The sequence below is a fragment of the Streptomyces sp. NPDC002176 genome (assembly GCF_044903645.1).
In the GTDB taxonomy this organism is placed as follows: domain Bacteria; phylum Actinomycetota; class Actinomycetes; order Streptomycetales; family Streptomycetaceae; genus Streptomyces.
On sequence record NZ_JBJDQW010000003.1, the window covers coordinates 975839 to 1000804 of the forward strand.

26 protein-coding genes and 1 tRNA gene are annotated in these 24966 nt (G+C 71.8%); 16 read left to right on the forward strand and 11 right to left on the reverse strand.

The genetic code is table 11. The annotated features are described in order from the left end of the window. Positions 1–3: 3 nt before the first annotated feature. Positions 4–1821: a glutamine--fructose-6-phosphate transaminase (isomerizing) gene (gene glmS / locus ACI2LY_RS18260; protein WP_404708013.1), complete on the forward strand. Its 1818-nt coding sequence runs from the start codon at positions 4–6 to the stop codon at positions 1819–1821. Positions 1822–2038: 217 nt separating this feature from the next. Here the strand turns inward: glmS and ACI2LY_RS18265 are convergent, their stop codons facing one another. Next, positions 2039–2566: a universal stress protein gene (locus ACI2LY_RS18265; protein ID WP_388993983.1), complete on the reverse strand. Its 528-nt coding sequence runs from the start codon at positions 2564–2566 to the stop codon at positions 2039–2041. 312 nt (positions 2567–2878) lie between these two features. Between ACI2LY_RS18265 and ACI2LY_RS18270 the strand changes: the two genes are divergently transcribed. From ACI2LY_RS18270 to ACI2LY_RS18290, 5 genes are all read left to right on the forward strand, one after another. Further along, positions 2879–3148: a hypothetical protein gene (locus tag ACI2LY_RS18270; RefSeq protein ID WP_404708014.1), complete on the forward strand. Its 270-nt coding sequence runs from the start codon at positions 2879–2881 to the stop codon at positions 3146–3148. 387 nt (positions 3149–3535) lie between these two features. Beyond that, positions 3536–4762: a GlxA family transcriptional regulator gene (locus ACI2LY_RS18275; protein WP_388993989.1), complete on the forward strand. Its 1227-nt coding sequence runs from the start codon at positions 3536–3538 to the stop codon at positions 4760–4762. A gap of 105 nt (positions 4763–4867) precedes the next feature. After that, positions 4868–5470 carry an oligoribonuclease gene (gene orn / locus ACI2LY_RS18280; protein ID WP_393913681.1) on the forward strand — a complete coding sequence of 201 codons (603 nt, stop codon included), beginning with the start codon at positions 4868–4870 and terminating at the stop codon, positions 5468–5470. Between the two features lie 106 nt (positions 5471–5576). Next, a tRNA-His gene (locus ACI2LY_RS18285) sits at positions 5577–5649 on the forward strand. Positions 5650–5736: 87 nt separating this feature from the next. Further along, on the forward strand, positions 5737–5937 hold the full coding sequence (locus ACI2LY_RS18290) for a hypothetical protein (RefSeq protein ID WP_404708015.1): 201 nt from the start codon (positions 5737–5739) through the stop codon (positions 5935–5937). Here the strand turns inward: ACI2LY_RS18290 and ACI2LY_RS18295 are convergent. The 3 genes from ACI2LY_RS18295 to ACI2LY_RS18305 are packed head-to-tail and all read right to left on the reverse strand — an operon-like array spanning position 5934 to position 7528. Next, positions 5934–6800: a helix-turn-helix domain-containing protein gene (locus ACI2LY_RS18295; RefSeq protein WP_404708016.1), complete on the reverse strand. Its 867-nt coding sequence runs from the start codon at positions 6798–6800 to the stop codon at positions 5934–5936. The two genes, ACI2LY_RS18290 and ACI2LY_RS18295, sit on opposite strands and share 4 nt — an antisense overlap. A 28-nt stretch (positions 6801–6828) precedes the next feature. Next, positions 6829–7287: a DUF6879 family protein gene (locus tag ACI2LY_RS18300; RefSeq protein WP_404708017.1), complete on the reverse strand. Its 459-nt coding sequence runs from the start codon at positions 7285–7287 to the stop codon at positions 6829–6831. A gap of 40 nt (positions 7288–7327) precedes the next feature. Further along, on the reverse strand, positions 7328–7528 hold the full coding sequence (locus ACI2LY_RS18305; protein ID WP_404708018.1) for a hypothetical protein: 201 nt from the start codon (positions 7526–7528) through the stop codon (positions 7328–7330). Positions 7529–7716: 188 nt separating this feature from the next. Here ACI2LY_RS18305 and ACI2LY_RS18310 point away from each other — a divergent pair, with 188 nt between their 5' ends. From ACI2LY_RS18310 to ACI2LY_RS18320, 3 genes are all read left to right on the forward strand, one after another. Further along, positions 7717–8445 carry a hypothetical protein gene (locus tag ACI2LY_RS18310; protein ID WP_404708019.1) on the forward strand — a complete coding sequence of 243 codons (729 nt, stop codon included), beginning with the start codon at positions 7717–7719 and terminating at the stop codon, positions 8443–8445. Then, positions 8442–8618: a hypothetical protein gene (locus tag ACI2LY_RS18315; RefSeq protein WP_404708020.1), complete on the forward strand. Its 177-nt coding sequence runs from the start codon at positions 8442–8444 to the stop codon at positions 8616–8618. Before ACI2LY_RS18310 ends, ACI2LY_RS18315 begins: the two co-directional genes overlap by 4 nt. A gap of 202 nt (positions 8619–8820) precedes the next feature. Next, entirely contained in the window at positions 8821–9957 is a 1137-nt protein-coding gene (locus ACI2LY_RS18320) for a protein-L-isoaspartate(D-aspartate) O-methyltransferase (RefSeq protein ID WP_404708021.1), read from the forward strand. Between the two features lie 175 nt (positions 9958–10132). Here the strand turns inward: ACI2LY_RS18320 and ACI2LY_RS18325 are convergent, their stop codons facing one another. Then, on the reverse strand, positions 10133–11191 hold the full coding sequence (locus ACI2LY_RS18325) for a LacI family DNA-binding transcriptional regulator (protein WP_393913689.1): 1059 nt from the start codon (positions 11189–11191) through the stop codon (positions 10133–10135). A 298-nt stretch (positions 11192–11489) separates the two neighbouring features. Here ACI2LY_RS18325 and ACI2LY_RS18330 point away from each other — a divergent pair, with 298 nt between their 5' ends. From ACI2LY_RS18330 to ACI2LY_RS18345, 4 genes are all read left to right on the forward strand, one after another. After that, positions 11490–12812 (forward strand): ABC transporter substrate-binding protein, encoded by a 1323-nt coding sequence (locus ACI2LY_RS18330; RefSeq protein WP_404708022.1) that lies wholly within the window; start codon positions 11490–11492, stop codon positions 12810–12812. Continuing rightward, complete coding sequence (locus ACI2LY_RS18335) at positions 12809–13840, forward strand: carbohydrate ABC transporter permease (protein WP_404708023.1); 1032 nt, start codon at positions 12809–12811, stop codon at positions 13838–13840. Before ACI2LY_RS18330 ends, ACI2LY_RS18335 begins: the two co-directional genes overlap by 4 nt. Next, positions 13827–14711 carry a carbohydrate ABC transporter permease gene (locus ACI2LY_RS18340; RefSeq protein ID WP_404708024.1) on the forward strand — a complete coding sequence of 295 codons (885 nt, stop codon included), beginning with the start codon at positions 13827–13829 and terminating at the stop codon, positions 14709–14711. The genes ACI2LY_RS18335 and ACI2LY_RS18340 overlap by 14 nt, the downstream gene beginning before the upstream one ends. Before the next feature lie 95 nt (positions 14712–14806). After that, positions 14807–16258, forward strand: a complete 1452-nt coding sequence (locus tag ACI2LY_RS18345) for a GH1 family beta-glucosidase (protein WP_404708025.1) — start codon at positions 14807–14809, stop codon at positions 16256–16258. Positions 16259–16320: 62 nt separating this feature from the next. Here the strand turns inward: ACI2LY_RS18345 and ACI2LY_RS18350 are convergent, their stop codons facing one another. From ACI2LY_RS18350 to ACI2LY_RS18360, 3 genes are all read right to left on the reverse strand, one after another. Beyond that, complete coding sequence (locus ACI2LY_RS18350; protein WP_404708026.1) at positions 16321–17760, reverse strand: cellulose binding domain-containing protein; 1440 nt, start codon at positions 17758–17760, stop codon at positions 16321–16323. Positions 17761–17909: 149 nt separating this feature from the next. Beyond that, positions 17910–19286, reverse strand: coding sequence for a sensor histidine kinase (locus tag ACI2LY_RS18355; protein WP_393913695.1), 1377 nt, complete (start codon positions 19284–19286; stop codon positions 17910–17912). Continuing rightward, complete coding sequence (locus ACI2LY_RS18360) at positions 19283–19987, reverse strand: response regulator transcription factor (protein ID WP_393913696.1); 705 nt, start codon at positions 19985–19987, stop codon at positions 19283–19285. Before ACI2LY_RS18360 ends, ACI2LY_RS18355 begins: the two co-directional genes overlap by 4 nt. A 111-nt stretch (positions 19988–20098) precedes the next feature. Here ACI2LY_RS18360 and ACI2LY_RS18365 point away from each other — a divergent pair, with 111 nt between their 5' ends. Together ACI2LY_RS18365 and ACI2LY_RS18370 are read left to right on the forward strand one after the other, a co-directional pair. Next, entirely contained in the window at positions 20099–20620 is a 522-nt protein-coding gene (locus tag ACI2LY_RS18365; RefSeq protein ID WP_404708027.1) for a hypothetical protein, read from the forward strand. Next, positions 20604–21329 carry an LLM class flavin-dependent oxidoreductase gene (locus ACI2LY_RS18370; RefSeq protein ID WP_404708028.1) on the forward strand — a complete coding sequence of 242 codons (726 nt, stop codon included), beginning with the start codon at positions 20604–20606 and terminating at the stop codon, positions 21327–21329. Before ACI2LY_RS18365 ends, ACI2LY_RS18370 begins: the two co-directional genes overlap by 17 nt. 18 nt (positions 21330–21347) lie before the next feature. Here the strand turns inward: ACI2LY_RS18370 and ACI2LY_RS18375 are convergent, their stop codons facing one another. Both ACI2LY_RS18375 and ACI2LY_RS18380 read right to left on the reverse strand, forming a co-directional pair. Continuing rightward, a complete protein-coding gene (locus tag ACI2LY_RS18375; RefSeq protein ID WP_404708029.1) occupies positions 21348–22214 on the reverse strand; it encodes a spermidine synthase in 867 nt (288 codons plus the stop codon). Positions 22215–22263: 49 nt separating this feature from the next. After that, positions 22264–22671, reverse strand: a complete 408-nt coding sequence (locus tag ACI2LY_RS18380; RefSeq protein ID WP_404708030.1) for a hypothetical protein — start codon at positions 22669–22671, stop codon at positions 22264–22266. Positions 22672–22936: 265 nt separating this feature from the next. Here ACI2LY_RS18380 and ACI2LY_RS18385 point away from each other — a divergent pair, with 265 nt between their 5' ends. Beyond that, a complete protein-coding gene (locus ACI2LY_RS18385; RefSeq protein WP_404708031.1) occupies positions 22937–24364 on the forward strand; it encodes a hypothetical protein in 1428 nt (475 codons plus the stop codon). Between the two features lie 5 nt (positions 24365–24369). Here the strand turns inward: ACI2LY_RS18385 and ACI2LY_RS18390 are convergent, their stop codons facing one another. After that, entirely contained in the window at positions 24370–24966 is a 597-nt protein-coding gene (locus ACI2LY_RS18390) for a histidine phosphatase family protein (protein ID WP_404708032.1), read from the reverse strand.

The following is a 24966-nucleotide window of genomic DNA, read 5'->3' on the forward strand; positions in this document are numbered from 1 at the left end:
TACATGTGCGGAATTGTCGGATACATCGGTAAGCGGGACGTCGCTCCCCTGCTGCTGGAGGGCCTCCAGCGCCTGGAGTACCGGGGTTACGACTCGGCGGGTGTCGTCGTCAGCTCCCCCAAGACGCCTGCCCTGAAGATGGTCAAGGCCAAGGGCCGGGTGCGTGACCTGGAGGCCAAGGTCCCCGCGCGCTTCAAGGGCACCACCGGCATCGCCCACACCCGCTGGGCCACCCACGGCGCCCCCTCCGATGTGAACGCCCACCCGCACATGTCAGCCGACGACAAGGTCGCCGTCGTCCACAACGGCATCATCGACAACGCCTCCGACCTGCGCCGCAAGCTGGAGGCGGACGGTGTCGAGTTCCTCTCCGACACCGACACCGAGGTCCTCGTCCACCTGGTCGCCCGCTCCGGCGCCGAGAAGCTGGAGGACAAGGTCCGCGAGGCGCTGCGCGCCGTCGAGGGCACCTACGGCATCGCCGTGATGCACGCCGACTTCCCCGACCGCATCGTGGTGGCCCGCAACGGCTCCCCGGTCGTCCTCGGCATCGGCGAGAAGGAGATGTTCGTCGCCTCGGACATCGCCGCCCTGGTCACCCACACCCGCCAGATCGTTACCCTGGACGACGGCGAGATGGCCACCCTGAAGGCCGACGACTTCCGCACGTACACCACCGAGGGCACCCGCACCAGCGCCGAGCCCACCACCGTGGAGTGGGAGGCCGCCTCCTACGACATGGGCGGCCACGACACCTACATGCACAAGGAGATCCACGAGCAGGCCGACGCCGTGGACCGCGTGCTGCGCGGCCGCATCGACGACCGCTTCTCCACCGTGCACCTGGGCGGCCTCAACCTGGACGCCCGTGAGGCGCGCCGCATCCGCCGCGTGAAGATCCTCGGCTGCGGCACCTCGTACCACGCGGGCATGATCGGCGCCCAGATGATCGAGGAGCTGGCCCGCATCCCCGCCGACGCCGAACCGGCGTCCGAGTTCCGCTACCGCAACGCGGTCGTCGACCCCGACACCCTGTACGTCGCGGTCTCCCAGTCCGGTGAGACGTACGACGTGCTGGCCGCCGTGCAGGAGCTGAAGCGCAAGGGCGCCCGCGTCCTCGGTGTGGTCAACGTGGTCGGCTCGGCCATCGCCCGCGAGGCCGACGGCGGCATCTACGTGCACGCCGGTCCCGAGGTGTGCGTGGTCTCCACCAAGTGCTTCACCAACACCACGGTCGCCTTCGCGCTGCTCGCCCTGCACCTGGGCCGCACCCGTGACCTGTCGGTGCGCGACGGCAAGCGGATCATCGAGGGCCTGCGCAAGCTGCCCGGCCAGATCGCCGAGATCCTCAAGCAGGAGGAGCAGGTCCGCGAGCTGGCCGAGGAGTACGCGGAGAGCCGCTCGATGCTCTTCATCGGCCGTGTCCGGGGCTACCCGGTCGCCCGCGAGGCGTCCCTGAAGCTCAAGGAGATCACCTACATCCACGCCGAGGCGTACCCCGCCTCCGAGCTGAAGCACGGCCCGCTGGCCCTGATCGAGCCCGCCCTGCCGACGGTCGCCATCGTCCCGGACGACGACCTGCTGGAGAAGAACCGCGCCGCGCTGGAGGAGATCAAGGCCCGCAGCGGCAAGATCCTCGCGGTCGCGCACCAGGAGCAGGAGAAGGCGGACCGGACGATCGTGGTCCCGAAGAACGAGGACGAGCTGGACCCGATCCTCATGGGCATCCCGCTCCAGCTCCTCGCGTACCACGCGGCGAAGGTCCTGGGCCGCGACATCGACAAGCCGCGCAACCTGGCCAAGTCGGTGACGGTGGAGTAGTCCTCCCCCGGACACAGAGAAACGGACCCTCGCGCGAGCCTCGTGGGGGTCCGTTTCTTTGCCGCTGTGCCCGGCCGGTGGCCGTCACCCACCGGTCGACAGCACGACTCACCTGCGGCGTCGGCCGTTGTATGCCCGGCAGGGGGACGGGGAACACCTCTACGCGCGAGTAGCCTCACTGAGCGCGAACCGGTGTGCCACCAGGGGGAGTTGAGGCTCAGGGGATCACGATGACGGGCCGCCGGGCCCGCTTGGTGAGCCGTCCGGCGACCGAGCCGAAGATCCGCCCGGCGATGCCGTGCGTGGAGCCGACGACGATCGCGTCCGCCTCGTACTCCCGCCCGACCTCCTCCAGCTCATGGCAGATGTCGCCGCCGCGCTCCACGAGAATCCACGGCACCTCGCTCAAGTGGTCGGCGCAGGCCAGCTCCAGACCGAGCACCTCGGTGCGGTGGTCCGGGACGTCCACGAAGACGGGCGGCTCGCACCCGGCCCAGACCGTGGTGGGCAGCCGGTTGGCCACATGGACGATGATCAGGCCCGAACCGGAGCGGTGGGCCATGCCGACGGCGTAGGCGAGGGCGCGCTCGCTGGAGGTGGAGCCGTCGAAGCCGACGACCACTCCGTGCCGGAAGGCGGGATCGCAGGATGGGCGTGACTCTTCAGCCGCCAGGGGTTCGGCCGCCGTGGGTTCGGCTACCGGCCGCTTGCGGTCCGCGGGTTCGAAGAATTCGTGACCGGCCATGGCTGTCTCGGCGTCGTGATCCTTGTATGGAGGGGGACATCGTGCGGCGGAGCTGTGTCCGGGAAACGTCTTCCCCTGCCCATACCCCCAAGGGTACGGCGGCACGCCTCCCAGTCGCAGTTCGCGCACACGCTCCGTGAGCGGCCCTCCGGGACGTCCCGAGGGGTTCCAGGGAGCATGCACGAGCGGCGCCCCTTACGCAATGGTCGCTGCCCCGTACAGGCGGTTTGCCGGGACCTGTCGCCGAGGGGGTGACCGTCCGGCCGTCCGCGCGTTGAACCCCCTGAACCGCCGCCCCCAGGGAGCCCGCAGATGCCCGCACCCCGCCCCGTACCGCGCTCCGCGCCCGGCCCGCGCCCCGGCACGGACGCCGCGCGCGAGGTGATCCGCTGGGCGGTCTTCAGCTGCGTACTGGTGCCGGTGGTCCTGCTGTGGTGCGGGACGGCGCCGACGGTAGCCGTGGGGGCGGGGCTGGGACTGGCCGCCGCCACCGGTGCCTGCCGGTCGCTGCTGGTGCGCTCGCTGCGGGAGGCCGCGCGGGGAGTCGCAGATCACACGAGAGCCAGTACACCGGTCGACTGACCGGTTTCCACCCCCTCGAACGTTGGTTTTCAGCCAAGTTCCTAATATCGCTCCGGAGGGGTCCCAACCACCCCTCAACCCCCGTTCCACCTGGACAAACAGGGGTCGCCCGACCCGTCGCACCCTATGCGGTTTAGCCACCCCGCAGAGGCGTACTTCCCTGCACGCCCCACGAGTGCAACCCTTCGTGATCGAATGCTTCACGCCAAGTTGTCATGTCGACAATGCACCGCGTGTGGAACTGGCCACCGGCAGACCGCGGGAGCCAGTAGATTTCGATCTTGATGTCTTACGGCGGGGGACTCGTGCAGGACCGAGGGGAAACGTGCAGGAGCGACAGACCCGAAGCGTAAAGGGAGCCGCGACCACCGAGGGGGGCTTAGCAGTATGAGCCACGACTCCACCGCCGCGCCGGAAGCCACCGTCCGGAAACTCGCCGGGCGACGCCGCAAGGAGATCGTCGCGGTGCTGCTGTTCAGCGGCGGCCCCATCTTCGAGAGTTCCATACCGCTTTCGGTGTTCGGGATCGACCGCCAGGACGCCGGAGTACCGCGGTACCGACTACTGGTGTGCGGGGGCGAGGACGGCCCGCTGCGGACCACGGGGGGCCTGGAACTCACCGCGCCGCATGGCCTGGAGGCGATCTCCCGCGCGGGCACGGTCGTCGTACCGGCCTGGCGCTCGATCACCTCGCCGCCACCGGAGGAGGCGCTCGACGCGCTGCGCCGGGCGCACGAGGAGGGGGCCCGCATCGTCGGCCTGTGCACCGGGGCGTTCGTCCTGGCCGCGGCCGGCCTGCTGGACGGCCGCCCGGCCACCACCCACTGGATGTACGCGCCGACGCTGGCCAAGCGCTATCCGTCGGTGCACGTCGATCCGCGTGAGCTGTTCGTCGACGACGGCGATGTGCTCACCTCGGCCGGTACGGCCGCCGGGATCGACCTGTGTCTGCACATCGTGCGGACGGACCACGGCAACGAGGCCGCCGGTGCGCTGGCCCGCCGCCTGGTGGTACCGCCCCGCCGCAGCGGCGGTCAGGAGCGCTACCTCGATCGGTCTTTACCCGAGGAGATCGGCGCCGACCCGCTGGCCGAGGTCGTCGCCTGGGCGCTGGAACACCTCCACGAGCAGTTCGACGTGGAGACGCTGGCGGCACGCGCCTACATGAGCCGCCGTACGTTCGACCGCAGGTTCCGCTCGCTCACCGGCAGCGCGCCGCTGCAGTGGCTGATCACCCAGCGGGTGCTGCAGGCGCAGCGGCTGCTGGAGACCTCCGACTACTCGGTGGACGAGGTCGCGGGCCGCTGCGGCTTCCGCTCCCCGGTCGCGCTGCGCGGGCACTTCCGCCGCCAGCTGGGCTCGTCCCCGGCGACCTACCGGGCCGCCTACCGGGCCCGCAGGCCGCAGGGTGAGCGGCCGGTCGAGCAGGAGCAGCAGTTCGAGCGGCACGGCGGGCCGCAGGGCCCGGCCGGGTCCGGCCTGCCCGGCCACGGCCCGGTGGCCCCGGTCCCCTCGGTCCTGCACCCGGACCGGGACGGCGGGGTCCCGCTGCAGAGCCGTCGCCACACGGCGGGCGCGGTGAGTCTGCTGCCGGGGCCGCGCGGGGGCGGCTGAGGATCGCGGTGTGAGGGGGTGTGGGAGGGCTCGGCCTTCCCACACCTCCTCCTCCGTGCGTACGCGCGGGTCCAGGTGCCCGTGGGTCCCCTTAAGGTGAGACACATGAACGATCGCATGGTGTGGATCGACTGCGAGATGACCGGCCTCTCGCTGTCCGACGACGCGCTCATCGAGGTGGCCGCCCTCGTCACCGACTCCGAGCTGAACGTGCTCGGCGAAGGGGTGGACATCGTCATCCGCCCGCCGGACTCCGCGCTGGAGACGATGCCGGAGGTGGTGCGCCAGATGCACACCGCGTCCGGGCTGCTGGAGGAGCTGGCCGGGGGCACGACGCTGGCCGACGCCGAGGAGCAGGTGCTCGCGTACATCCGTGAGCACGTCAAGGAGCCGGGCAAGGCCCCGCTGTGCGGCAACTCCGTCGGCACCGACCGCGGCTTCCTGCTGCGCGACATGCCGACGCTGGAGTCCCACCTCCACTACCGCATCGTCGACGTCTCCTCGATCAAGGAACTGGCCCGGCGCTGGTACCCGCGGGCGTACTTCAACAGCCCGGAGAAGAACGGCAACCACCGGGCGCTGGCCGACATCCGCGAGTCCATCGCCGAGCTGCGCTACTACCGCGAGGCCGTCTTCGTCCCGCAGCCCGGCCCGGACTCCGACACCGCGAAGTCCATCGCCGCGAAGTACGTCCTACCGCCTTCGTAGCCCCCTGGGAACGCGTGCACGGAAACGTGTGCGCGAGCACCCCTCGGGACCCTGTAGACTTCTTCTCGGCCGGTCGGGGAAACGACAAGTTCCACCGCCGGTCGTGGTGGGTGTAGCTCAGCTGGTAGAGCACCTGGTTGTGGTCCAGGAAGTCGCGGGTTCAAGTCCCGTCACTCACCCTGATCGACTGTGGGGCCGCTCCGTTTCGACGGACCGGCCCCATAGTCGTTTCCGCGCCGCTACCTCCCTCTGCGACCCTGCGTGTCATGTCCGCACGAAACCGCCACCTCCCCCGCGACCGCGCCTGGCCCCTGACCATGACCGACATCACCGGGCACCTGGGTCCCCTGATGGCCGACATCACGGACGTACGGTTCCTCACGGGGCGCGACAGCGGGGACCATCGTCCTCGGCGCGGCCTGGGTGGCCCCCCTCTCCTGCAATTACGGGTGGACCAGACCTCCTAATCCCGGGGCTGGTCCAGCGCCTCGATGGCACGGCGGACGAGGGTACGGGCAGCGGCGCCGTAGACGGCCATGGAACGGAGCTGTTCGAAGGCCGTCAAGTGGAGGTCGATCTCCGACGGCTGCGTGATCCGTACGCGGGCCGACACCAGCTCGACGCTGACGAGGCGGTCGTCGTAGACGTGGAAAGTCTCGCGCGGCCACTGCTGCCGGGGTGCCGTGTTCGCGGGGATGATGCCGAGCGAGACCTGCGGGAGGGCGCCGGCGGTGAGGAGGTGGCCGAGCTGCGCGGCCATCGCCTCGGTATCGCAGACGCGGTAGTGGAGGACCGGCTCCTCCACGACGAACACGAAATGGCGGCCGGGCTCATGGACGACCCTGCTGCGCTCGACCCGAGCACGGGCGGCGGCCGCGCTGTCGTCCACGGGAACGTGCCGGAACCGCGCGCTGATCCCGAGCACTCCGGCTGCGTACCCCTCCGTCTGCAACAGACCGGGCACGAGCGAAGAGGAGTACACCCGGAAGAGGGCCGTGTCGCGGAAGAGGTGCGGCTCGCTGCCCTGCAGTGCCTTGAGCCCGGCCCGGACCTGGGTGCGCCACTCGGTGTAGAGGGACTCCGCGTGCAGTGACTGGGCGACGAGTCCGTCGGCCTCGTCCGGTATGCCGCAGGCCGCACACCAGGCCCTTATGTCCGGAGCGGTGGGCGCCGTGCGGGCGTTCTCGATCCGGCTCGTCTTGGCGTGGTGCCAGCCGCACCGGTCGGCCAGCTCGACCACCGTCAGCCCGGCGCCCTTGCGCAGGTCGCGCAGCCTGTGGGCGACGACTTCGCGTGCCGCCTGGGCGGCTGACGACGGGGAAACGGGCATGAACTGGCCTGTCCGGGTGCGTGCTGGGTCAGCGGATCTCGTACTGGTCGTGTGGAACGGCTCGTGCCCAGACCGTATCGAAGGCTTCGCTGCACAGCTTCGCCGCCAGGGGGTCGTCGGTGACCTCCCCGCCCGCGGACGCGCCCGACCCGGTGAAGTGGTTCCAGCGGACCACCTGACCGTCGATGACCCAGAAGTCGTTGGCGGGCAGAGGGATCGCACCGGTCCGACGACGTGGCAGCCAGCGCACCTGCTCTCCGGCGGCCACGTTGGTGAAGGTGTTGTCGTACAGGAAGCGGGTGTACTCGCTCACCGGCTCGGACACGATTCGGGCCCGGCGGACGACCACGCCTCGGGCCACGGTGTCCCGCACCAGGTCCAGCCACGGCCGCCACCAGGACGCGCGGTCGGCGGGGTCGTACCGGAATCCCGCGCGCCATTCGGCGAAGGGCCCGCGCTCGTAGTCGACGGCGTAGGAGTCGCGCATCTCCAGATGGACGGCCGAGCGTTGCGCGGACGCGAGGAGGTCAGCGAATACGAATCACGGCCTCGTGCTCAGGGATGCCGACCGCGTGTCCGGGCAACTCCAACGCGGCGCATTCCGCCTGCAGTTCCGGGCTCGGCTTCCACCCCTGGAAGACCAGTTCATTGGCTTCCGGGTCGACCCACACCGTCGGACTCTCGTGGTCTCCCGTGTTCGGGTCGATACCGATGAACACTAATGACACCGCTGCCTCCTTCGCCGGGATGTGCAGAGCTGTGCATCACCATGGTGAGGGCGGAACAGGTCGTCAAGAGTGCCTGGGACGGACATACACGGGAGAGCGAACCTCACGCACAAATATGCACACTCCTCGCCGCGCCGTAAGCCACCTGCCTAACGTCACCGGGACCCACCAACTCCGAGGGAGCTCGTATGCACTACGGCAGCGTCACCCAGCCCGCTACCCTCCCGTCCCGAAGCGATCCCCCCGACGCCGTCCGGGACTGGCTGGCCGGTGCGCACGAGTCCCCCGGGCAGGTACGGCGCGAGTGGGCCCGGTGTGGACTCGCCCTGCTCCCGCTCGGCTCCCGTTTTGATGCCGTCCGCATTCCCGGCGACCTTGTCCACGCCGCCGTAGGGAGCCTGGCGGCGGGCGACGCCTTCGACGGTCCCGTCATCCACGACGTACGAACCCTCGGGCCCACCTACTGGGCCCTGGTCCCCCACCAGGATGACTGGACCGGCGACCCGGATACCCCGCTCCTCAGCCACGGCACGTACCTCGGCGTGCCCGACCTCACCGTCACCGGTCCGCCCGGCTCCTTCTGGGTGACGCCGCCCCGTTACAGGCACCACCTGTGCCGCACCGAAGATGTGTTCGCTCTCATCGCCTCCGGCAGACGGGAGTTGGGGCAGGAACACGTGAACAACGCAGAGGCGCTGCGCGCTCTCGCTCAGGAACTCCCCCCACCCGACACCCTGTCCGACGACCACCTACGGGGCCGCATCTGCGTCTGGTGCGACACGCGGCTCACCGCCGAGACCGCCTACCTCGACTTCGGCCAACTGACCGAACCGCGGTGTTGGTTCCCGCGCGCGTGTCGCCCCTGCACCGACGTGCGGGCAGATCGCGCCCGGACGGGCTTGGAGGGACGGAAGTGAACGCCGAACCCGAGCTGCCGCCTTCGTACATCACCCCCGCCTGCACCCGCTGCGGCCGCTACTTCCAGCCCGGCGAGCCCTACGACGTCATACCCGTCGAGTCCGGCACCGGCGTCGCTCCGGACGCCTACCGTCACCGCGAGCAGTGCGTCCCTGTGCGAAGGCGGCGCTGAAGATCCTCGGCGTTCTTCAAGAAGGGCCGTCCGACGAGCGTCAGTTCCAGGGCTCCTGGCAAAGGTTCTCGCCCAGCAGCTTCGCCGCGGCCACGCAGAGGTCCTGGCCGAAGACGTGGTCGAGAGGGTGGTGTGTCACCCCGGCCGACACCGGGCTGCCGATCGTGCGGGCGCTCGCCGATGAGCTACGAGGAGTCGACTGATGCAGGTGGACTGGAAGCCGTACGCGGCCGGCCTCGCCGCCGAAGCGACCCACCCCGGCTCGCGGTGGTGGGAGCCTCTCAACGCCACTCCCCGGCATGTCTTCGTGCCTCGCTGGTACACCGCGGGTGCGGGCGGCTGGACCTGCGTGGACGGCCCGGCGGACGAGAGGGCCTGGGTGGAGGCCGCCTTCACGGACGCGACGCTCGTCACACGGGTCGGCGCCGTCCATTCCGACGACGTACCGGGCGGCCACCTCGTGACCGGAAGGCCCACGTCCTCGTCCACGTTGCCCGGCCTGGTCGTCTCCATGCTGGAGCACGCTCGCGTCGCACCCGGTGACCGCCTCCTGGACCTGGCCACCGGCTCCGGCTACAGCGCCGCGCTCGCCTGCCACCTCCTCGGTGACGAGCAGGTGACCACCATGGACATCGACTCCTACCTCACCGGGGCCGCGGCGGAACGCCTCGACTACATCGGTCACCGCCCGCAGGTGGTCACCGGTGACGCAGCCGGGCCTCTCCCCGGCGTCTTCGACCGGATCGTCTCCATGGTCTCCATGCCGCGCATTCCGGCGACCTGGCTCCAAGCGCTCCCGACCGGTGGACGCCTAGTCACCACCATCGCGGAGACCGGCCTGATCATCACCGCCGACAAGACCCGGGACGGCGGCGCGACCGGCCGAGTCGAGTGGGACCGGGCGGCGTTCATGGCCACCCGCACCGGCAGCGACTACCCGGGCCTGCTGGACGGCCTGTTCGCCACGGCCAGCGAAGACGAGGGCAAGGTCGGCCTTTCCCCCTTCCCCGTGCTCGACGTGATGCGGGCCTGGGAGGTGCGGTCCATGCTCACCCTGGCCGCACCCGGCATCGAGCACCGCACCGGTACGAGCGACGACGGCAGCCGCATGACGTGGATGCTGCACCCCGATGGTTCCTGGGCGCGGGCCCGGACCGCTCACGGCGAGCGCACCGCAACCGTCCACCAGGGCGGCCCGCGACGCCTCTACGACCTGCTGGACGACATCCGCCGACGGTGGCTGGAGCGCGGCGAACTCCCGGTGCACGGAGCGAAGGTCACCATCACCCCGGAGGGGAACACCACCCTGACCCGCGACGGATGGACGGCCACGTTCTGAACGCGCCGTCCCCAAAGCGCACGCGCACGGGGAAACTGGCTCTGAGGGGCGGGGCGGTCGGATTCGAACCGACGTCCTCCGAGATGATGTCGCGGCGCACTACCTCTGTGCTACGACCCCGCCTTGCCGGTGATCCTAAGCCGGAGTGCGCTGAGGCGACAGGGATTAACGTCCCCTACGACGACTCCCGCCCCACCAACTCCGTAGCCAGCACCGCATGCCGCCGCTCCAACCCCCGCGTCCCCGCCGGTCGCCGGTCCGCGATCTCGGACAGGAGGAGGTCGATCATCGCGCGGCCCATTTCCTCTATGGGCTGGCGGACGCTGGTCAGGGGCGGGTCCATGTGGCGGGCGATGGCGGAGTCGTCGTAGCCGACGAGGGCGACGTCGGAGGGGATGCGGCGGCCCGCTTCGCGGAGGGAGTGGCGGGCGCCGGCCGCGGTGACGTCGGAGGCGGCGAAGACGGCGTCGAGGTCGGGGCGGCGGGACAACAAGGCGGACATGGCGCGGCGGCCGCCTTCCTCGGTGAAGTCGCCGGGCTCCAGGAGGAGTTCGTCGACCTCCAGGCCCGCGTCGCGCAGCGCGTCGCGGTAGCCGTCGACGCGGCGCTGGGCGCCGTAGACGTCGGGGCGGCCGGTGATGTGGGCGATGCGGCGGCGGCCGCGGGCGAGGAGGTGCTCGACGGCGGAGCGGCCGCCGCCATAGTTGTCGGAGTCGACCGAGGTGAGGGTCTCCCCCGCCGACCGGGGGCCGCTGATCACGGCCGGGATCTCCAGGCGGTCCAGGAGGTCGGGCAGCGGGTCGTCGGCGTGCACGGAGACCAGGAGGACGCCGTCGACGCGGTGGGCGGAGAGGTAGTCCGCGAGCCGTTGCCGCTTGCGGTCGCTGCCCGCGAAGATGAGCAGCAACTGCCATTCGGTGTCGGCGAGTTCGGCCCCGACACCGCGCAGCATGTCGGAGAAGTACGGCTCGGCGAAGAAGCGGGTCTCCGGCTCGGGCACGACCAGCGCGATGGAGTCGGTGCGGTTGGCCGCGAGGGCGCGGGCCGCGGTGTTGGGGACGTACCCGAGTTCCGCGACCGCCGCCTGAACGGCCGCGCGGGTGGTGTCACTGACCCGCGGGGAGCCGTTGATCACGCGGGAGACCGTGCCCCGGCCGACCCCGGCCCGCGCGGCCACCTCCTCGAGCGTCGGCCGCCCGCCGCCTCGGCCGCCCCGCACTCCGTGGCTCGTCATGGCCTCCGCCTCTCTCCGCGTACTGGTCCAACAGTGGCCCAAGCCGTCCGCACCAAAACCCGTGGCCGGTTAACAGCCCTATAACTGAACCGCGTTGGCCGTGCGCACTCCCTTGACACCCCGTCCCGAACGGACGACTCTTCAACCCATCACATGTGGGAGCGCTCCCACACTACCTGACACCTACACAACCCGCACGTTCCCCGCCCGAGCCGCAGCGAGTACGAACGGGCCCAGATCCACGCGATTTCCATGCAGTTGGCCGGGGGGTCGGCACGTCAGGCAACAGGAGGACGCAATGCGTACGAGCATCCGCAGGTCGCGCGGCACGGTGGCCATGATGGCCGCGGCCGCGCTGGCCACGGGTCTGCTGGCGGGCTGCGCCAGCGACTCGGACGACGGCTCGTCGGACGCGGGCGGCGGCGACGGCAAGGGCAACATCACGCTGACGGTCGGCACCTTCGGGGTCTTCGGCTACCAGCAGGCCGGTCTGTACGACGAGTACATGAAGCTGCACCCGGACATCAACATCAAGGAGAACGTCACCACTCGTACAGACGTGTACTGGCCGAAGGTGCTCACGCGCCTCCAGGCCGGTTCGGGCGCCGACGACATCCAGGCCATCGAGGTCGGCAACATCACGGAGGCCGTGCAGACGCAGGCCGCCAAGTTCGTCGACATCGGCAAGGACGTCGACAAGTCCCAGTGGCTGGACTGGAAGACCGCACAGGCCACCACCCAGGACGGCAAGGTCATCGGCCTCGGCACCGACATCGGCCCGATGGCGGTCTGCTACCGCAAGGACCTGTTCGCCAAGGCCGGTCTGCCCACCGACCGCACCAAGCTCGCCGAGCAGTGGAAGGGCGACTGGTCCAAGTACGTCGACCTCGGCAAGCAGTACATGAAGAAGGCGCCCAAGGGCACCAAGTACGTCGACTCGGCGGCCTCGGTGTACAACGCCTCCCTCGGCGGTGCCACCGAGCGGAACTACGACAAGGACGGCAAGGTCGTCTGGGACAAGTCCCAGGGTGTGAAGGACGCCTGGGACGACGCGATGAGCGTGGCGACCAGCGACATGTCGGCCAAGCTGAAGCAGTTCGACCCCACCTGGGACAAGGGCTTCGCCAACGGCTCCTTCGCCACGGTGGCCTGCCCCGCCTGGATGCTCGGCTACATCGGTGAGAAGGCCGGCGACTCCGGCAAGGGCAAGTGGGACGTGGCGGCGGCGCCGACCGCGTCCAACTGGGGCGGCTCCTTCCTCGGCGTGCCGACCGCGAGCAAGCACCAGAAGGAGGCCGTCGCGCTGGCCAAGTGGCTGACCGCGCCGGAGCAGCAGGCCAAGGTCTTCGCCAAGCAGGCCAGCTTCCCCTCCACCCCGTCGGCGTACGCGGGCCTGAAGCCGCAGGCGGACACCACCGCGTACTTCTCGGGCGCGCCGCTCACCCAGATCTTCTCCGACGCGGCGAAGACCATCCCGGCCCAGCCGCTGGGCCCGAAGGACAAGCCGATCGACGGCGCGATCAGTGACATCGGCATCCTCCAGGTCGAGCAGAAGGGCAAGTCCCCGGCCCAGGGCTGGGACGCCGCGTCCAAGGAGATCAAGGACGTGCTCGGCCAGTGACCTCCAAAGAGGCTCTCGCGCATCCCGCGTCGAGCGCCGAGACCGCGCCCGGCATCCCGCCGGGCGCGGTCCGGGGCGCTCGGGGTCTCGGTGCGCCGGGCGGCGCCCCCTCCTGGCGCAGCCGGCTGTACCGCTGGGACACCAAGGCGTCGCCGTACGCGTTCGTGACCCCCTTCTTCGTGCTGTTCGGTGTGTTCACACTCGTTCCGCTGCTGTACACGGTCTGGTACTCGCTGCACGACGTGCAGCTGTCCGCGCTGGACCAGCAGAGCTGGGCGGGGCTGGCCAACTACAAGAACCTGCTGTCCTCGGACTTCTTCTGGAACGCGCTGCGGAACACCTTCACCATCGGTGTGATCTCGACCGTCCCGCAGCTGATGGCGGCGCTCTGGCTGGCCCACATGCTCAACTACAAGCTGCGCGGCTCCACCGTGTGGCGCGTGGTGATGCTGACCCCGTACGCGACCTCGGTGGCGGCGGCGACGCTGGTGTTCACGCTGCTGTACTCGTGGGACGGCGGCATGGTGAACTGGATTCTCCACTTCTTCGGGGTGGACGCCATCAACTGGCGTGAATCGGACTGGGGATCGCGGTTCGCGGTGTCGAGCATCGTGATCTGGCGCTGGACCGGCTACAACGCGCTGATCTACCTGGCCGCGATGCAGGCCATCCCGGCGGACCTGTACGAGTCCGCCGCGCTCGACGGCGCCAACCGGCGCCAGCAGTTCTGGCACGTGACGATCCCGCAGCTGCGGCCGACCGTGCTGTTCACGATCGTCGTCTCGACCATCGGCGCCACCCAACTCTTCGGTGAACCGCTGCTGTTCGGCGGGGTCAGCGGGTCCAAGGGCGGCTCGGAACACCAGTACCAGACGCTCGGGCTCTACATGTACGACCAGGGCTGGATCATCGGCAACCTCGGCAAGGCGTCCGCGATCGCGTGGACGATGTTCCTGGTCCTGCTGATCGTCGCCGCCGTCAACCTGCTGCTGACCCGCTGGCTGAGGAGGTCCGATGACCACCGGTGACCTCGTTCTTCCCAAGGCGCGCACCGGCTGGCGCCGGGCCACGGGCGCGGGTAAGCAGTTGCACGCCGGTCCGGTGACGTACGTGGCGCTGACCGTGTTCGCGCTGGTCTCGCTGGCCCCGCTGGTGTGGACGGCGATCGCGGCCTCGCGCACCGACCGGCGGCTCGCCCAGGCCCCGCCGCCGCTGTGGTTCGGCGGCAACCTGTTCAAGAACCTGGAGACCGCCTGGGACCAGGCCGGGCTCGGCGTCGCGATGCTCAACTCGGTGATCGTCGCGGGCACGATCACGGTCAGTACGGTGGTCTTCTCCACCCTGGCCGGTTTCGCCTTCGCCAAGCTGCGGTTCCGGTTCTCGGGCCTGCTGTTGCTGCTGACCATCGGCACGATGATGATCCCGCCGCAGCTCGCCGTCGTCCCGCTGTACCTGTGGATGAGCGACCTCGGCTGGTCCAACCAGCTCCAGACGGTGATCCTGCCGAGCCTGGTGACCGCGTTCGGCACGTTCTTCATGCGGCAGTACCTGGTGCAGGCGCTGCCGACCGAGCTGATCGAGGCGGCGCGGGTGGACGGGGCGAGCAGCCTGCGGATCGTCTGGCACGTGGTGTTCCCGGCGGCCCGGCCCGCGATGGCGGTGCTCGGCCTGCTGACCTTCGTGTTCGCCTGGAACGACTTCCTGTGGCCGATCATCGCCCTGAACCAGCAGAACCCGACCGTGCAGGTCGCCCTGAACGCCCTCGGCACCGGGTATGTACCGGACCAGGCGGTCATCATGGCGGGCGCGCTGCTCGGCACCCTGCCGCTGCTGATCGCGTTCCTGCTGTTCGGCAAGCAGATCGTGGGCGGCATCATGCAGGGCGCGATCAAGGGCTGAGCACCCCCAGGGGGCCGGGTCACCGACGCCCCGGCCCCTCCCCTCTTTCCCCGAGTCTTCCCGACGTCTTCCCGACTCTCGATGGGAGCGCTTCCATGCCCGACCCCTCCTCCACGGTCTCCCCCGTGGCCTCCGAGGTCACCTTCCCGCCGGCCTTCCTCTGGGGGGCGGCGACCTCCGCGTACCAGATCGAGGGGGCGGTGCGCGAGGGCGGCCGTACGCCCTCGATCTGGGACACCTTCAGTCATACGCCCGGCAAGACGGCGGGCGGTGAGACCGGTGACGTGGCCGTCGACCACTACCACCGCTACCGCGACGACGTGGCCCTCATGGCGGACCTCGGGCTCGGCGCGTACCGCTTCTCCGTCTCCTGGTCGCGGGTGCAGCCGACCGGGCGGGGACCGGCGGTGCAGATCGGGCTGGACTTCTACCGGCGGCTGGTGGACGAGCTGCTGGCGAACGGCATCAAGCCCGCCGTCACCCTCTACCACTGGGACCTCCCGCAGGAGCTGGAGGACGCGGGCGGCTGGCCCGAGCGGGACACCGCGCACCGGTTCGCCGAGTACGCGCACCTCGTCGGCGAGGCGCTGGGCGACCGGGTGGAGAACTGGATCACCCTCAACGAGCCCTGGTGCAGCGCCTTCCTGGGCTACGGCTCCGGGGTGCACGCCCCCGGCCGTACCGACCCGGTGGCCTCGCTGAAGGCGGCCCACCATCTCAACCTGGCGCACGGGCTGGGCGCTTCGGCGCTGCGCGCGGCGATGCCCGCCCGCAACCAGGTCGCGGTCAGCCTCAACTCGGCCGTGGTGCGCCCGGTTTCGCAGGACCCGGCGGACCTGGCGGCGGCCCGGCGCATCGACGACCTGGCCAACGGCGTCTTCCACGGCCCGATGCTGCACGGCGCCTACCCCGAGTCCCTGCTCACCGCGACGGCCCCGCTCACCGACTGGTCCTTCGTCCTCGACGGCGACCTCGCCACGGCCAACGCCCCGCTGGACGCGCTCGGCCTGAACTACTACACCCCGGCGCTGGTCTCGGCGGTCACCGACAAGGTCAGCGGCCCGCGCGCGGACGGCCACGGCGCGAGCGCGCACTCCCCCTGGCCCGGCGCCGACGACGTGCTCTTCCACCAGAGCCCCGGCGAGCGCACCGAGATGGGCTGGACCGTCGACCCGACCGGCCTGTACGACCTGCTGATGCGCTACACCCGCGAGGCCCCCGGACTCCCGCTGTACGTCACGGAGAACGGCGCCGCCTACGACGACAAGCCGGACGCGGACGGCCGGGTGCACGACCCCGAGCGCGTCGCCTACCTGCACGCCCACCTCTCGGCGGTCCGCCACGCCCTGCGCGACGGCGCCGATGTGCGCGGGTACTACCTGTGGTCCCTGCTGGACAACTTCGAGTGGTCCTACGGCTACGAGAAGCGGTTCGGCGCGGTCTACGTGGACTACGCGACCCAGGCCCGCACCCCGAAGTCCAGCGCCCGCTGGTACGGCGAGGCGGCCCGCACCGGCGCGCTGCCGTCGGTGGAGTCGGCGGGCTGAGCTTCGGCACATGAGTGAGGCCCGGCGGTCTGGACACCGCCGGGCCTCGCTTTCATGCGCGCCTAGTTGAAGGCGGCGAACGCCTTGGAGAAGGCGAACTTGTCCTGGGTGATCGAGCTGCACGTGGCGTCGGCGGTGGGCTTGGTGCCGCCGTCGCACGCCTTGTCACGGGTGCCGGACCACATGGACAGCGAGCCGATGCCCTTGGACTTGGCGAAGTCGACCAGCTGACCGGCGTCGTCGACCTTGAAGATCTCGGTGGCCACGTCGTTGACGCCGATCATCGGGGTGACGCCGACCGTCTTCCAGGCGTCGTCCTCGGAGAGCGCGAGCACGCCCTTGATCTGGGCCTGGGTGGCGGTCGCCGCCTGGATCGCGTAGTCGCCCATGTCGCCGCTGTACGCCGGGCCGTAGTCCATCGCCATGATGTTGACGCCGTCGACGCGGACGCCGTTGGCCTTGGCGTCGGCCAGCAGGTTCACGCCGTCCTGGGTGAGGCCCTCGGGCATCACGGGGAGGGTGTAGGAGACGTTCAGGTCGGGGTGGGCGGCCTGGAGCTTGGCGATGGCCTGGGCGCGCTTGGTGTTGGCGGCGGTGTTGGGCAGCGCGCCGCCCTCGACGTCGAAGTCGACCTTGGTCAGCTTGAAGGCGTCGACGGCCTTGGCGTAGGCGGCGGCCAGGGCGTCGGCGGAGGAGCAGGTGGTGGCCAGTTCGGAGCCGGAGGCGCCGCCGAAGGAGACCCGGACGTCACCGCCCTTGGCGCGCAGGTCGCCGATCTGGGCGGCCACGCCGTCGGCGGTCAGGTCGCTCACGCCGCCCCACTTGGGGGTGCAGCCGCCGCCGTCGGTGACGAAGGCCAGGTTGAAGTTCTTGACGCCGGTGGCGTCGGCGGTGCCCAGCAGGTCGAAGGCCGGGTAGAGCGAGGTGTCGACGTACGGGGCGAATCCGGCGGCCCCCTTGGTGCCGTTGCCCGCGGCCTTGGTGGGGACCGGGGTCTCCGGCTGGCTGGGGGTGCTCTGGGTGGGCGCGGGGGTCTCGGGCTCGGTGGGGCGGCCGCTGGGCTCGGGGGTGGCGGCGGGGTCGGCGGCGCACTCGGAGCCGTCGATCCGACAGCCGGAGGGGTCACCGGCGCCGTCGACGACGAAGCCGACGGTGACCGACTTGCCCGCGGCCAGCCCGTCGGTGTCCCACTTGGCGGCCTTCACCGTGACGTGCTGTCCGCTCACGCTGGACTCGGCGTTCCACAGCGAGCCGAGCTTGGCACCGGCCGGGAGGTCGAACTCCAGGCTCCAGTCCTTCTTGGCCGCGCCGGTGTCGTTGGTGACGACGTACTGGGCGCTGTACCCGGTCGACCACTCGCTGGTCTTGGTGTACGCGGCGCCGACCCCGGCGGCGTGCGCGACCCCGGTCACCAGGACCGCGCCGCCACCGGCCACGGCGGCCGCGACCACGCCGCCTATCGCCTTGTTCCTGCCACTGATCCTGCGCCGGTGCGTGCTCATGGGCGTGCCTGTCCTTCGTGCGGGGGGTGGGGGGTGGTGGCAGCACGCTATCGATGCGGAATCCGGCAATCTGCTTATCCGGGACGGCGGTTGACAGGCTTAGGGTGCGCTTAAGGAAGGCATCGGGACCGGTTAAAGGTCGAGACCACTCAGCGGCTGGGTATCAGCTTGCGCCGCCTGCGGACGGCGCCCCGGTGGCCGCGTCCGGCGGGCTTGCGGGCGTCCAGCTGGAGCCAGATCCGCACCTCGGTGCCGCCGAGCACGGACGAGCCGATGCGGACGTCACCGCCCGTGGACTCGGCGAGACGGCGCACGATGTCCAGGCCGAGCCCGGTCGAGCCCGCCGCACCGGAACCCCGGCCGCGGGCCATCGCCGCCCGGGGGTCGGATATGCCGGGGCCCGCGTCGGAGACCAGCACGATCACCGCGTCCTCGGCGTGGTGGACGTCGACCGCGAAGGCGGTGCCCTCGGCGGTGTGCCGGAAGACATTGCCGAGCAGGGCGTCCAGGGCGGCCGCCAGGTCGGCGCGGGCCACCGGCACCCGTACCGGCCGCTCGGCACCGGCCACCCGCCACTTGCGGCCCTCGTCCTCGGCGAGCGCGGACCAGAACTCCATGCGCCCGCGCACCACTTCGGCCACGTCACAGCCCGTGCCCGGTCCCACGGCCGCCGTCTGCGGCTTGGCCTCGCGGGCGGTGCGGATGATCGTGTCGACCTCGCCCTCCAGCTGGGCCACGGCGGCGCGGGTCTGGTCGGCGGCGGCCCCGGCGCCCAGCGAGGCGGCGTTCAGCCGGAGCACGGTGAGCGGGGTGCGCAGCCGGTGCGAGAGGTCGGCCGCCAGTTCCCGTTCGTTGGCGAGGAGCTGGACGACCTGGTCGGCCATGGAGTTGAACGCGACGGCCGCGAGCCGCAGTTCGGTCGGCCCCTCCTCGGGGACCCGGGCGCCGAGCTGCCCCTCGCCCAGTTCGTGCGCGCCCTCCACCAGCCGCCGGGCGGGCCGCACCATGCGCACCCCGAGCCGGTCGGCGACCGCGACGGACCCGGCGATCAGCGCGAGCCCCACGGCGGCGAGCACCGCCCAGGCCGTGCCCACGCCGTTGCTCATCGCGGCCTCGGGCACCCACACCTCGACCACCGCGATGGCGCCGGAGCCGAGCGCGACCGGCTGCAGCAGCGCGGAGCCCCCGGTGACCTCGGTGGTGGAGGCGCGGCCCATCCGGCGCACGGCCTCGATGTCCCGGCCCGCGGCCCTGCCCCGGCCGAGGTCGAGGGCGCCCCGGCCGCCGTCGGCGGGCAGGTGCACCGACATCCCGGAGTCGGCCCCGGCCGCCGCGACCACCCGCTCCAGCTCGCCCCGGTCGGTGGTGATGGACAGCGCGGGCGCCACAGCGGCGGCCTCGCGCTCCGCGCCCGCGAAGGCACGGTCGCGGGCCATCTCCTTCACGACCAGGCCGAGCGGGACGGCGAAGGCGACGACGACCATCGTGGTCACCGCCAGGCAGACCTTGACCAGGGCCCATCTCATCGGGGCTCCCCCACGGCGGGCGGCTCCAGCTTGACCCCGACCCCGCGCAGGGTGTGCAGATAGCGGGGCCGGGCCGCCGTCTCGCCCAGCTTGCGTCTGAGCCAGGACAGATGGACGTCGATGGTCTGGTCGTCGCCGTACGACTGCTGCCAGACCTCGGCGAGCAGTTCCTTGCGCGGGACGACCACGCCGGGGCGGCCCGCGAGGAAGGCGAGCAGGTCGAACTCGCGCCGCGTCAGGTCGAGTCGGGCGCCGTCCAGCTCGGCCTGGCGGCGCAGCGGGTCGACGGTGAGGCCGCCGACCCGGATCACCGGGGAGGGCGGTGCCTCGGCGGCGCCGGAGCGGGAGCGGCGCAGCACGGCGGCGATGCGGGCGGAGAGGTGCTCGACCGAGAAGGGCTTGGTCAGGTAGTCGTCCGCGCCGTCGTTGAGCAGGCGGACGATCTCCGTCTCGTCGTCCCGGGCGGTGGCGATGATGACGGGCACGTCGGTGATGCCGCGCAGCATCTTCAGCGCCTCGGAGCCGTCCAGGTCGGGCAGGCCGAGGTCGAGTATGACCACGTCGAACCGGAGATGGGCGACCTCGCGCAGCGCCTCCAGCGCGGTGCCGACGCTGCGCACCACGTGGGCGGCGTCGGTGAGATGCCGGATCAGCGCCGAGCGGACGAACTGATCGTCCTCGACCACGAGCACACTTGCCATGCGCCGCACCGTACGCCATGCGCACCTGCCAAGTGTTGGCCTGTGGACAACTCCCTGTGGACAACTGGGGCCGCCTGCGCGGCGGGTGGCGGCTGAGGCAGTATGGCCCCGATGCGCAGAGGACTCGTACACGTACTGGCGTGGCTGCTGGCCACCGCGGCGGCGACCACGCTGTCCTGGTGGGGCGTGCACACGGTGATGGCGGGCACCGCGTACGACCCCCCGCGCGCCGTACCGATCACCGCGGCCGAGGCGGCGGCCCACGCCTCCACCCGGCCCCCGGCACCCCCCACGCCCACCCCCCGGAGGCCCACACCCACGCCCCGCCGCACCACGCCACCCCCGTCCCCCACCCCGACCCGCACCACCCCCGCGCCCACCCCCACTCCCCCGCCCCCCACCACCCCCTCCGGCGACGTCAAGGCATACGACACGGGCGGCGGGCGAGCGGTGTTCGACCTGGGGCCCGTGAGCGCGACCCTCGTCTCCGCGACACCGGCGACCGGCTGGTCGATGCAGGTCTTCAAGACGGAGACGTGGATTCGCGTCGAGTTCAGCCGCAGCACCGACCGGGTGACGGTCTTCTGCGACTGGCACGACGGACCACCGCACGTGGATGTGCAGACGTACTGAACGGCCCGGTCGCCTGACGGCGGCCGCGCTGGCCACCTCCCGCATCCGCCTGGGCACCCTGCTGACGCCGGTCGCGCGTTACCGTCCGCAGCAACTGGCCCGGCAGGTGGCCACCTTGGACCAGCTCAGCGGTGGCCGGGTGACCTTCGCGGCCGGGCTGGGCGGTCCGGTGAAGGACGAGTACGCCAGCTTCGGCGACACCGCCGAGCCGCCCGTGCTCGCCGAACGGCTGGACGAGGGGCTGGGGTTGCTGGGGCGCTTCTGGTCCGGCGAGCCGGTCAGCCACCAGGGCCCGCACTATGAGGTCCGGGACGTGGCGCTGCTGCCCGCCACCGCCCAGCAGGGCGGTCCGCCGGTGTGGATCGGCGGGTTCTGGCCGAAGCGCGCCCCCATGCGGCGGGCGGCACGGTGGGACGGCGCGGTACCGCTCTTCGAGTCCGCCCTGCACGGTCATGTGCCGCACCTGGCGGAGGTACGCGAGCTGATCGAGTACGTGAACCGGCACCGTCCGGCCGGGGAGGAGCGCCCCTTCGACTTCGTGCTCGGCGGTGCCACGCCCACGGACGCGGCGAAGGTCAGGGACCTGATCGGCCCCCTGCGGGACGCCGGTGCCACCTGGTGGGACGAGCGACAGGACCAGAACGGCCCCGACCTGGACCGCCTCGCGCCGATCATGCGCCGCGTCGAGGCGGGCCCGCCGGTGCTCTGACCGGCGGCAAAGCACCCCTCAGCGGAACACCGACGGCGGCGGAGCCGGGGACGCCACCGCCGAGGTGTCCGTCACCGGGGCCGCGCCGCCCGTGAAGTCCGTGAGCCTGGGCCCGTGTTCGAGGCGGGCCGGGTGGGGGTCGGAGGCGGCGCGGCGGGTCAGCTCGGCCAGCGGGAGCGGGAGGTCGGAGGCGACGAGGATGGCGTTGCCGAAGCGCTTGCCGCGCAGCACCGCCGGGTCGGCGATCAGGGCGAGTTCGGCGAACCGGGCCGCCGCCGTGGCGATCTGGCCGCGCAGGTGGGCGAGCGGCGGGCCGTCGGCCAGGTTGGCGGTGTAGACACCGCCGGGGCGCAGTGCGCGGCGGACCTCGTCCAGGAACTCGGCGGACGTCAGATGGGCCGGGGTGCGGGCGCCGCTGAACACGTCGGCGACGATCAGGTCGGCCCAGCCGTCCGGCACCTTGGCGAGCCCCTCGCGGGCGTCGGCCGGGCGCACCCGTATCCGGGCGCCGGGGTCCAGGGGGAGTTCGCGGCGGACGAGTTGGACCAGGGCCGCGTCACGCTCCACCACCTGCTGGGTCGAGCGGGGCCGGGTCGCGGCGGTGTACCGGGCCAGGGTGAGCGCGCCGCCGCCGAGGTGCACGGCGTGCACGGGCTTGCCGGGCGGGGCGACGAGGTCGATGACATGACCGATGCGGCGCTGGTACTCGAAGGACAGGTGCGCCGGGTCGTCGAGGTCGACGTGCGACTGAGGGGCGCCGTCGATCAGCAGCGACCAGGCCCGCGCCCGGTCCGGATCGGGTATGAGTTCCGCGAGGCCGCCCTCGACGGCCTCCACCACGGCTTCGGCGGCCGCCCTGCGCCGGTTGTCCCTGGACCTGCCCATCGGGCCATTCTCGCAGGTGGCACGGCGGCCCGCCGCACGGCCGGGGGGCTCAGCGGCAGCTGTCGGCGGCCTCGATGAGCCGGGCCGCCTCGCCGAGCGCCCGGCGCAGCACCGCGGGGTCGGTGGCGAGGTCGGCCTCGCCGGGCGGCAGCAGCCAGTCGGAGCCCTGGACGGGCGGCTCCGGGGCCAGCCTGAGGCCGCGCCCCGAGGTCCGGACGCAGGTGCTGCCCGGCACGTCCCAGCTACCGGCCGTACCGGGCGGGACGAGGAAGCCGAGGGTGTCGCGGCCGTCGTCGTGCAGCACCGGGCCCACGCCCTCGGCGGCCTCTCGGCGCAGGATGTCGACGGCCTCCAGGCCCTGGCGGGTCGGTACCGTGACCAGGTCGGGTGCCACGTCGCCGGGTTGCCGTGACCACGAAGGCACCGGACAAGGATCGTTGTTCGGACGGGTCTCCATGCCGGCCTCCAGCACGCTGCCTGTTGCGGTCCGTGAGGTACAACGTGCGACCGCGTCAAGGGCTACGGCACAAGTGCGCCGCAAAGGATGGCAGTTCATGGCGGATCGTGGATGAGATATCCGGTTTGTAGCTAAACACTGCGTGTCGGGCCGGACACAGCGGGTACGTTCTTGCCCCGCCGGACCCACGGTGTCACACGGGCAACCATGCCCGTGCGGGGCCCTGTTCCGGCATGGTTCGACGGTTCGCACGAGAGGACCGGCCATGGCGTCGTCAACCGATACCTCGGCGCAGCCCGACCGGCCGCCCCGCCCCAACACCGCCTTCCGGCAGCTGCGTGGCCGCCGTTCCCCGGCGGAGTTCGCCGCCCTGGTGCGGCGCGCCGCGCGGGAGATCGGCGAGCGGGTGAGCTGTGACGCGCGCTACGTCGGGAGAGTCGAGGCGGGTGAGATCCGCTGTCCCAACTACGCGTACGAGCGGGTGTTCCTGCACCTGTTCCCCGGCCGCACGCTCACCGACCTCGGCTTCGCGCCGCGCTCGGCGGTGCGCGGGCGGGGCGCCCGCCCGGCCGCCGCCCCCGCGGCCCCGGCCGCGCACGAGCACCCCTGCGACCGCGACGCCCCGTACGGCGCCCACCGGCCGTACCCGATCGACCCCCTGAACCACGAGGAGAGCGACGTGCTGCGTCGCGCATTCATGACCGGTACGAGTGCCACGGTGGCGACCGCCGCCGCGCTGGGCCCGCTGGGCATCGCCACGGACGCCTCGGCGGCCCCGCGGCGGCCGGGTTCGTCGGAGGCGGCCGCCGTCGAGGAGGCAGTCCGGCGCATCCGGCTGCTGGACGACAAGCACGGCGCGGACGGCCTGTACCGGCGCGCGGCGGAGCCGCTGCGCGTCGCGTACGCCCTGCTGGACGCGGGCGCGACCCGGCAGACCACCGCCGAGCGGCTCCACTCGGGCGCCGGTGAACTGGCCATCTCGGTGGGCTGGCTGGCCCATGACTCGGGCCGCTTCGACGACGCCCGCTCGCACTACGCGGAGGCGCTGGCGACCGCCCGGATGACCGGGGACGCGGGTCTGGAGGCGCACGCCTTCTGTAACACCGCCTTCCTCGCCCGCGACGCCGGGCGCCCCCGCGAGGCGGTCCGCTCGGCGCAGGCCGCGCAGCGGGCCGCCCGTCCGCTGGGCTCGCCCCGGCTGATGTCGCTGCTCGCGCTGCGCGAGGCGGGCGGCTGGGCGGGGCTCGCGGACCGCACCGGCTGCGAGCAGGCGCTCGTACGGGCGCAGGCGCTGTTCGGGCGCGGCATCTCCGACGCCGACCCGGAGTGGATGAGCTTCTACGGCGAGGCCGAGCTGGCCGGTCTCGAGGCGCAGTGCTGGTCGACGCTGGGCGACTGGCGCCGCGCGTCCCGGCACGCCCGCCGCGCGACCCGGCTCCAGGACCCGCACTTCTCCCGCAACATCGCCCTGTACACGGCCGAACTCGCCGACGACCTGGCCCGCGACGGCCACCCGGACGAGGCGGCGGCGGCCGGTCTGCGGGTCCTGGAGCTCCTCGCGCAGGTCCAGTCGTCCCGCATCCAGACGATGCTGGCGGGCACCGCCCGCGTCCTGCTCCCGCACCGCCGGGCCACGGGGGTCGCGGACTTCCTGGACCGGCACGCCTCGCTGCCGCGGCCCCGGCGGGGGTAGTTCCCCTAGCCCGCCAGGTGTCCCGTGTCGTTCCAGCTCTCGATCGCCGGTTCGCCGTAGGCCCAGCCGAGGGTGGACAGGGAGGTGGGGTTGAGGCGGAGGCGGGCCGCGAAGTCGAGGGGGAGGCCGAGCCAGCGGGCGCCGATGGAGCGCAGGATGTGGCCGTGGGCGAAGATCAGCACGTCGCGGTCGGCGGAGCGGGCCCAGTCCACGACCTCGTCCGCGCGGGCGGTCACCTCGGCGAGGGTCTCGCCCTCGGGGACGCCGTCGCGCCAGATCAGCCAGCCGGGCCGGACGGCCTGGATCTCGGGCGGGGTCATGCCCTCGTAGGCGCCGTAGTCCCACTCCATGAGCGTGTCCCACACCTCGGCGCGGTCGCCGAACCCGGCCAGTTCACAGGTCTCGTGCGCGCGGACCAGCGGGCTGGTGCGCACCTCCACGTCCGCGAAGCCGGCCGGCGGGGTCTGCCGCAGCCGTTCGCCGAGCAGCTTGGCCCCGCGTCGGCCCTCCTCCAGGAGCGGCACGTCGGTCCGGCCCGTGTGCTTGCCGGACAGCGACCAGGCCGTCTGTCCGTGCCGGGCCAGCAGGATGCGCGGTGCCAT

What these genes read in the sequence shown, in the direction of transcription:
- ACI2LY_RS18340 (WP_404708024.1), top strand. Translation starts at nt 13,827, where the DNA reads ATGACCACCGGTGACCTCGTTCTTCCCAAGGCGCGCACCGGCTGGCGC.
- ACI2LY_RS18375 (WP_404708029.1), bottom strand. Translation starts at nt 22,214, where the DNA reads ATGGGCAGGTCCAGGGACAACCGGCGCAGGGCGGCCGCCGAAGCCGTG.
- ACI2LY_RS18290 (WP_404708015.1), top strand. Translation starts at nt 5,737, where the DNA reads ATGTCCGCACGAAACCGCCACCTCCCCCGCGACCGCGCCTGGCCCCTG.
- glmS (WP_404708013.1), top strand. Translation starts at nt 4, where the DNA reads ATGTGCGGAATTGTCGGATACATCGGTAAGCGGGACGTCGCTCCCCTG.
- ACI2LY_RS18370 (WP_404708028.1), top strand. Translation starts at nt 20,604, where the DNA reads ATGTGCAGACGTACTGAACGGCCCGGTCGCCTGACGGCGGCCGCGCTG.
- ACI2LY_RS18390 (WP_404708032.1), bottom strand. Translation starts at nt 24,966, where the DNA reads ATGGCACCGCGCATCCTGCTGGCCCGGCACGGACAGACGGCCTGGTCG.
- ACI2LY_RS18300 (WP_404708017.1), bottom strand. Translation starts at nt 7,287, where the DNA reads ATGCGCGACTCCTACGCCGTCGACTACGAGCGCGGGCCCTTCGCCGAA.
- ACI2LY_RS18355 (WP_393913695.1), bottom strand. Translation starts at nt 19,286, where the DNA reads ATGAGATGGGCCCTGGTCAAGGTCTGCCTGGCGGTGACCACGATGGTC.
- ACI2LY_RS18295 (WP_404708016.1), bottom strand. Translation starts at nt 6,800, where the DNA reads ATGCCCGTTTCCCCGTCGTCAGCCGCCCAGGCGGCACGCGAAGTCGTC.
- ACI2LY_RS18270 (WP_404708014.1), top strand. Translation starts at nt 2,879, where the DNA reads ATGCCCGCACCCCGCCCCGTACCGCGCTCCGCGCCCGGCCCGCGCCCC.
- ACI2LY_RS18325 (WP_393913689.1), bottom strand. Translation starts at nt 11,191, where the DNA reads ATGACGAGCCACGGAGTGCGGGGCGGCCGAGGCGGCGGGCGGCCGACG.
- ACI2LY_RS18265 (WP_388993983.1), bottom strand. Translation starts at nt 2,566, where the DNA reads ATGGCCGGTCACGAATTCTTCGAACCCGCGGACCGCAAGCGGCCGGTA.
- ACI2LY_RS18320 (WP_404708021.1), top strand. Translation starts at nt 8,821, where the DNA reads ATGCAGGTGGACTGGAAGCCGTACGCGGCCGGCCTCGCCGCCGAAGCG.
- ACI2LY_RS18330 (WP_404708022.1), top strand. Translation starts at nt 11,490, where the DNA reads ATGCGTACGAGCATCCGCAGGTCGCGCGGCACGGTGGCCATGATGGCC.
- ACI2LY_RS18360 (WP_393913696.1), bottom strand. Translation starts at nt 19,987, where the DNA reads ATGGCAAGTGTGCTCGTGGTCGAGGACGATCAGTTCGTCCGCTCGGCG.
- orn (WP_393913681.1), top strand. Translation starts at nt 4,868, where the DNA reads ATGAACGATCGCATGGTGTGGATCGACTGCGAGATGACCGGCCTCTCG.
- ACI2LY_RS18385 (WP_404708031.1), top strand. Translation starts at nt 22,937, where the DNA reads ATGGCGTCGTCAACCGATACCTCGGCGCAGCCCGACCGGCCGCCCCGC.
- ACI2LY_RS18345 (WP_404708025.1), top strand. Translation starts at nt 14,807, where the DNA reads ATGCCCGACCCCTCCTCCACGGTCTCCCCCGTGGCCTCCGAGGTCACC.
- ACI2LY_RS18365 (WP_404708027.1), top strand. Translation starts at nt 20,099, where the DNA reads ATGCGCAGAGGACTCGTACACGTACTGGCGTGGCTGCTGGCCACCGCG.
- ACI2LY_RS18350 (WP_404708026.1), bottom strand. Translation starts at nt 17,760, where the DNA reads ATGAGCACGCACCGGCGCAGGATCAGTGGCAGGAACAAGGCGATAGGC.
- ACI2LY_RS18275 (WP_388993989.1), top strand. Translation starts at nt 3,536, where the DNA reads ATGAGCCACGACTCCACCGCCGCGCCGGAAGCCACCGTCCGGAAACTC.
- ACI2LY_RS18310 (WP_404708019.1), top strand. Translation starts at nt 7,717, where the DNA reads ATGCACTACGGCAGCGTCACCCAGCCCGCTACCCTCCCGTCCCGAAGC.
- ACI2LY_RS18380 (WP_404708030.1), bottom strand. Translation starts at nt 22,671, where the DNA reads ATGGAGACCCGTCCGAACAACGATCCTTGTCCGGTGCCTTCGTGGTCA.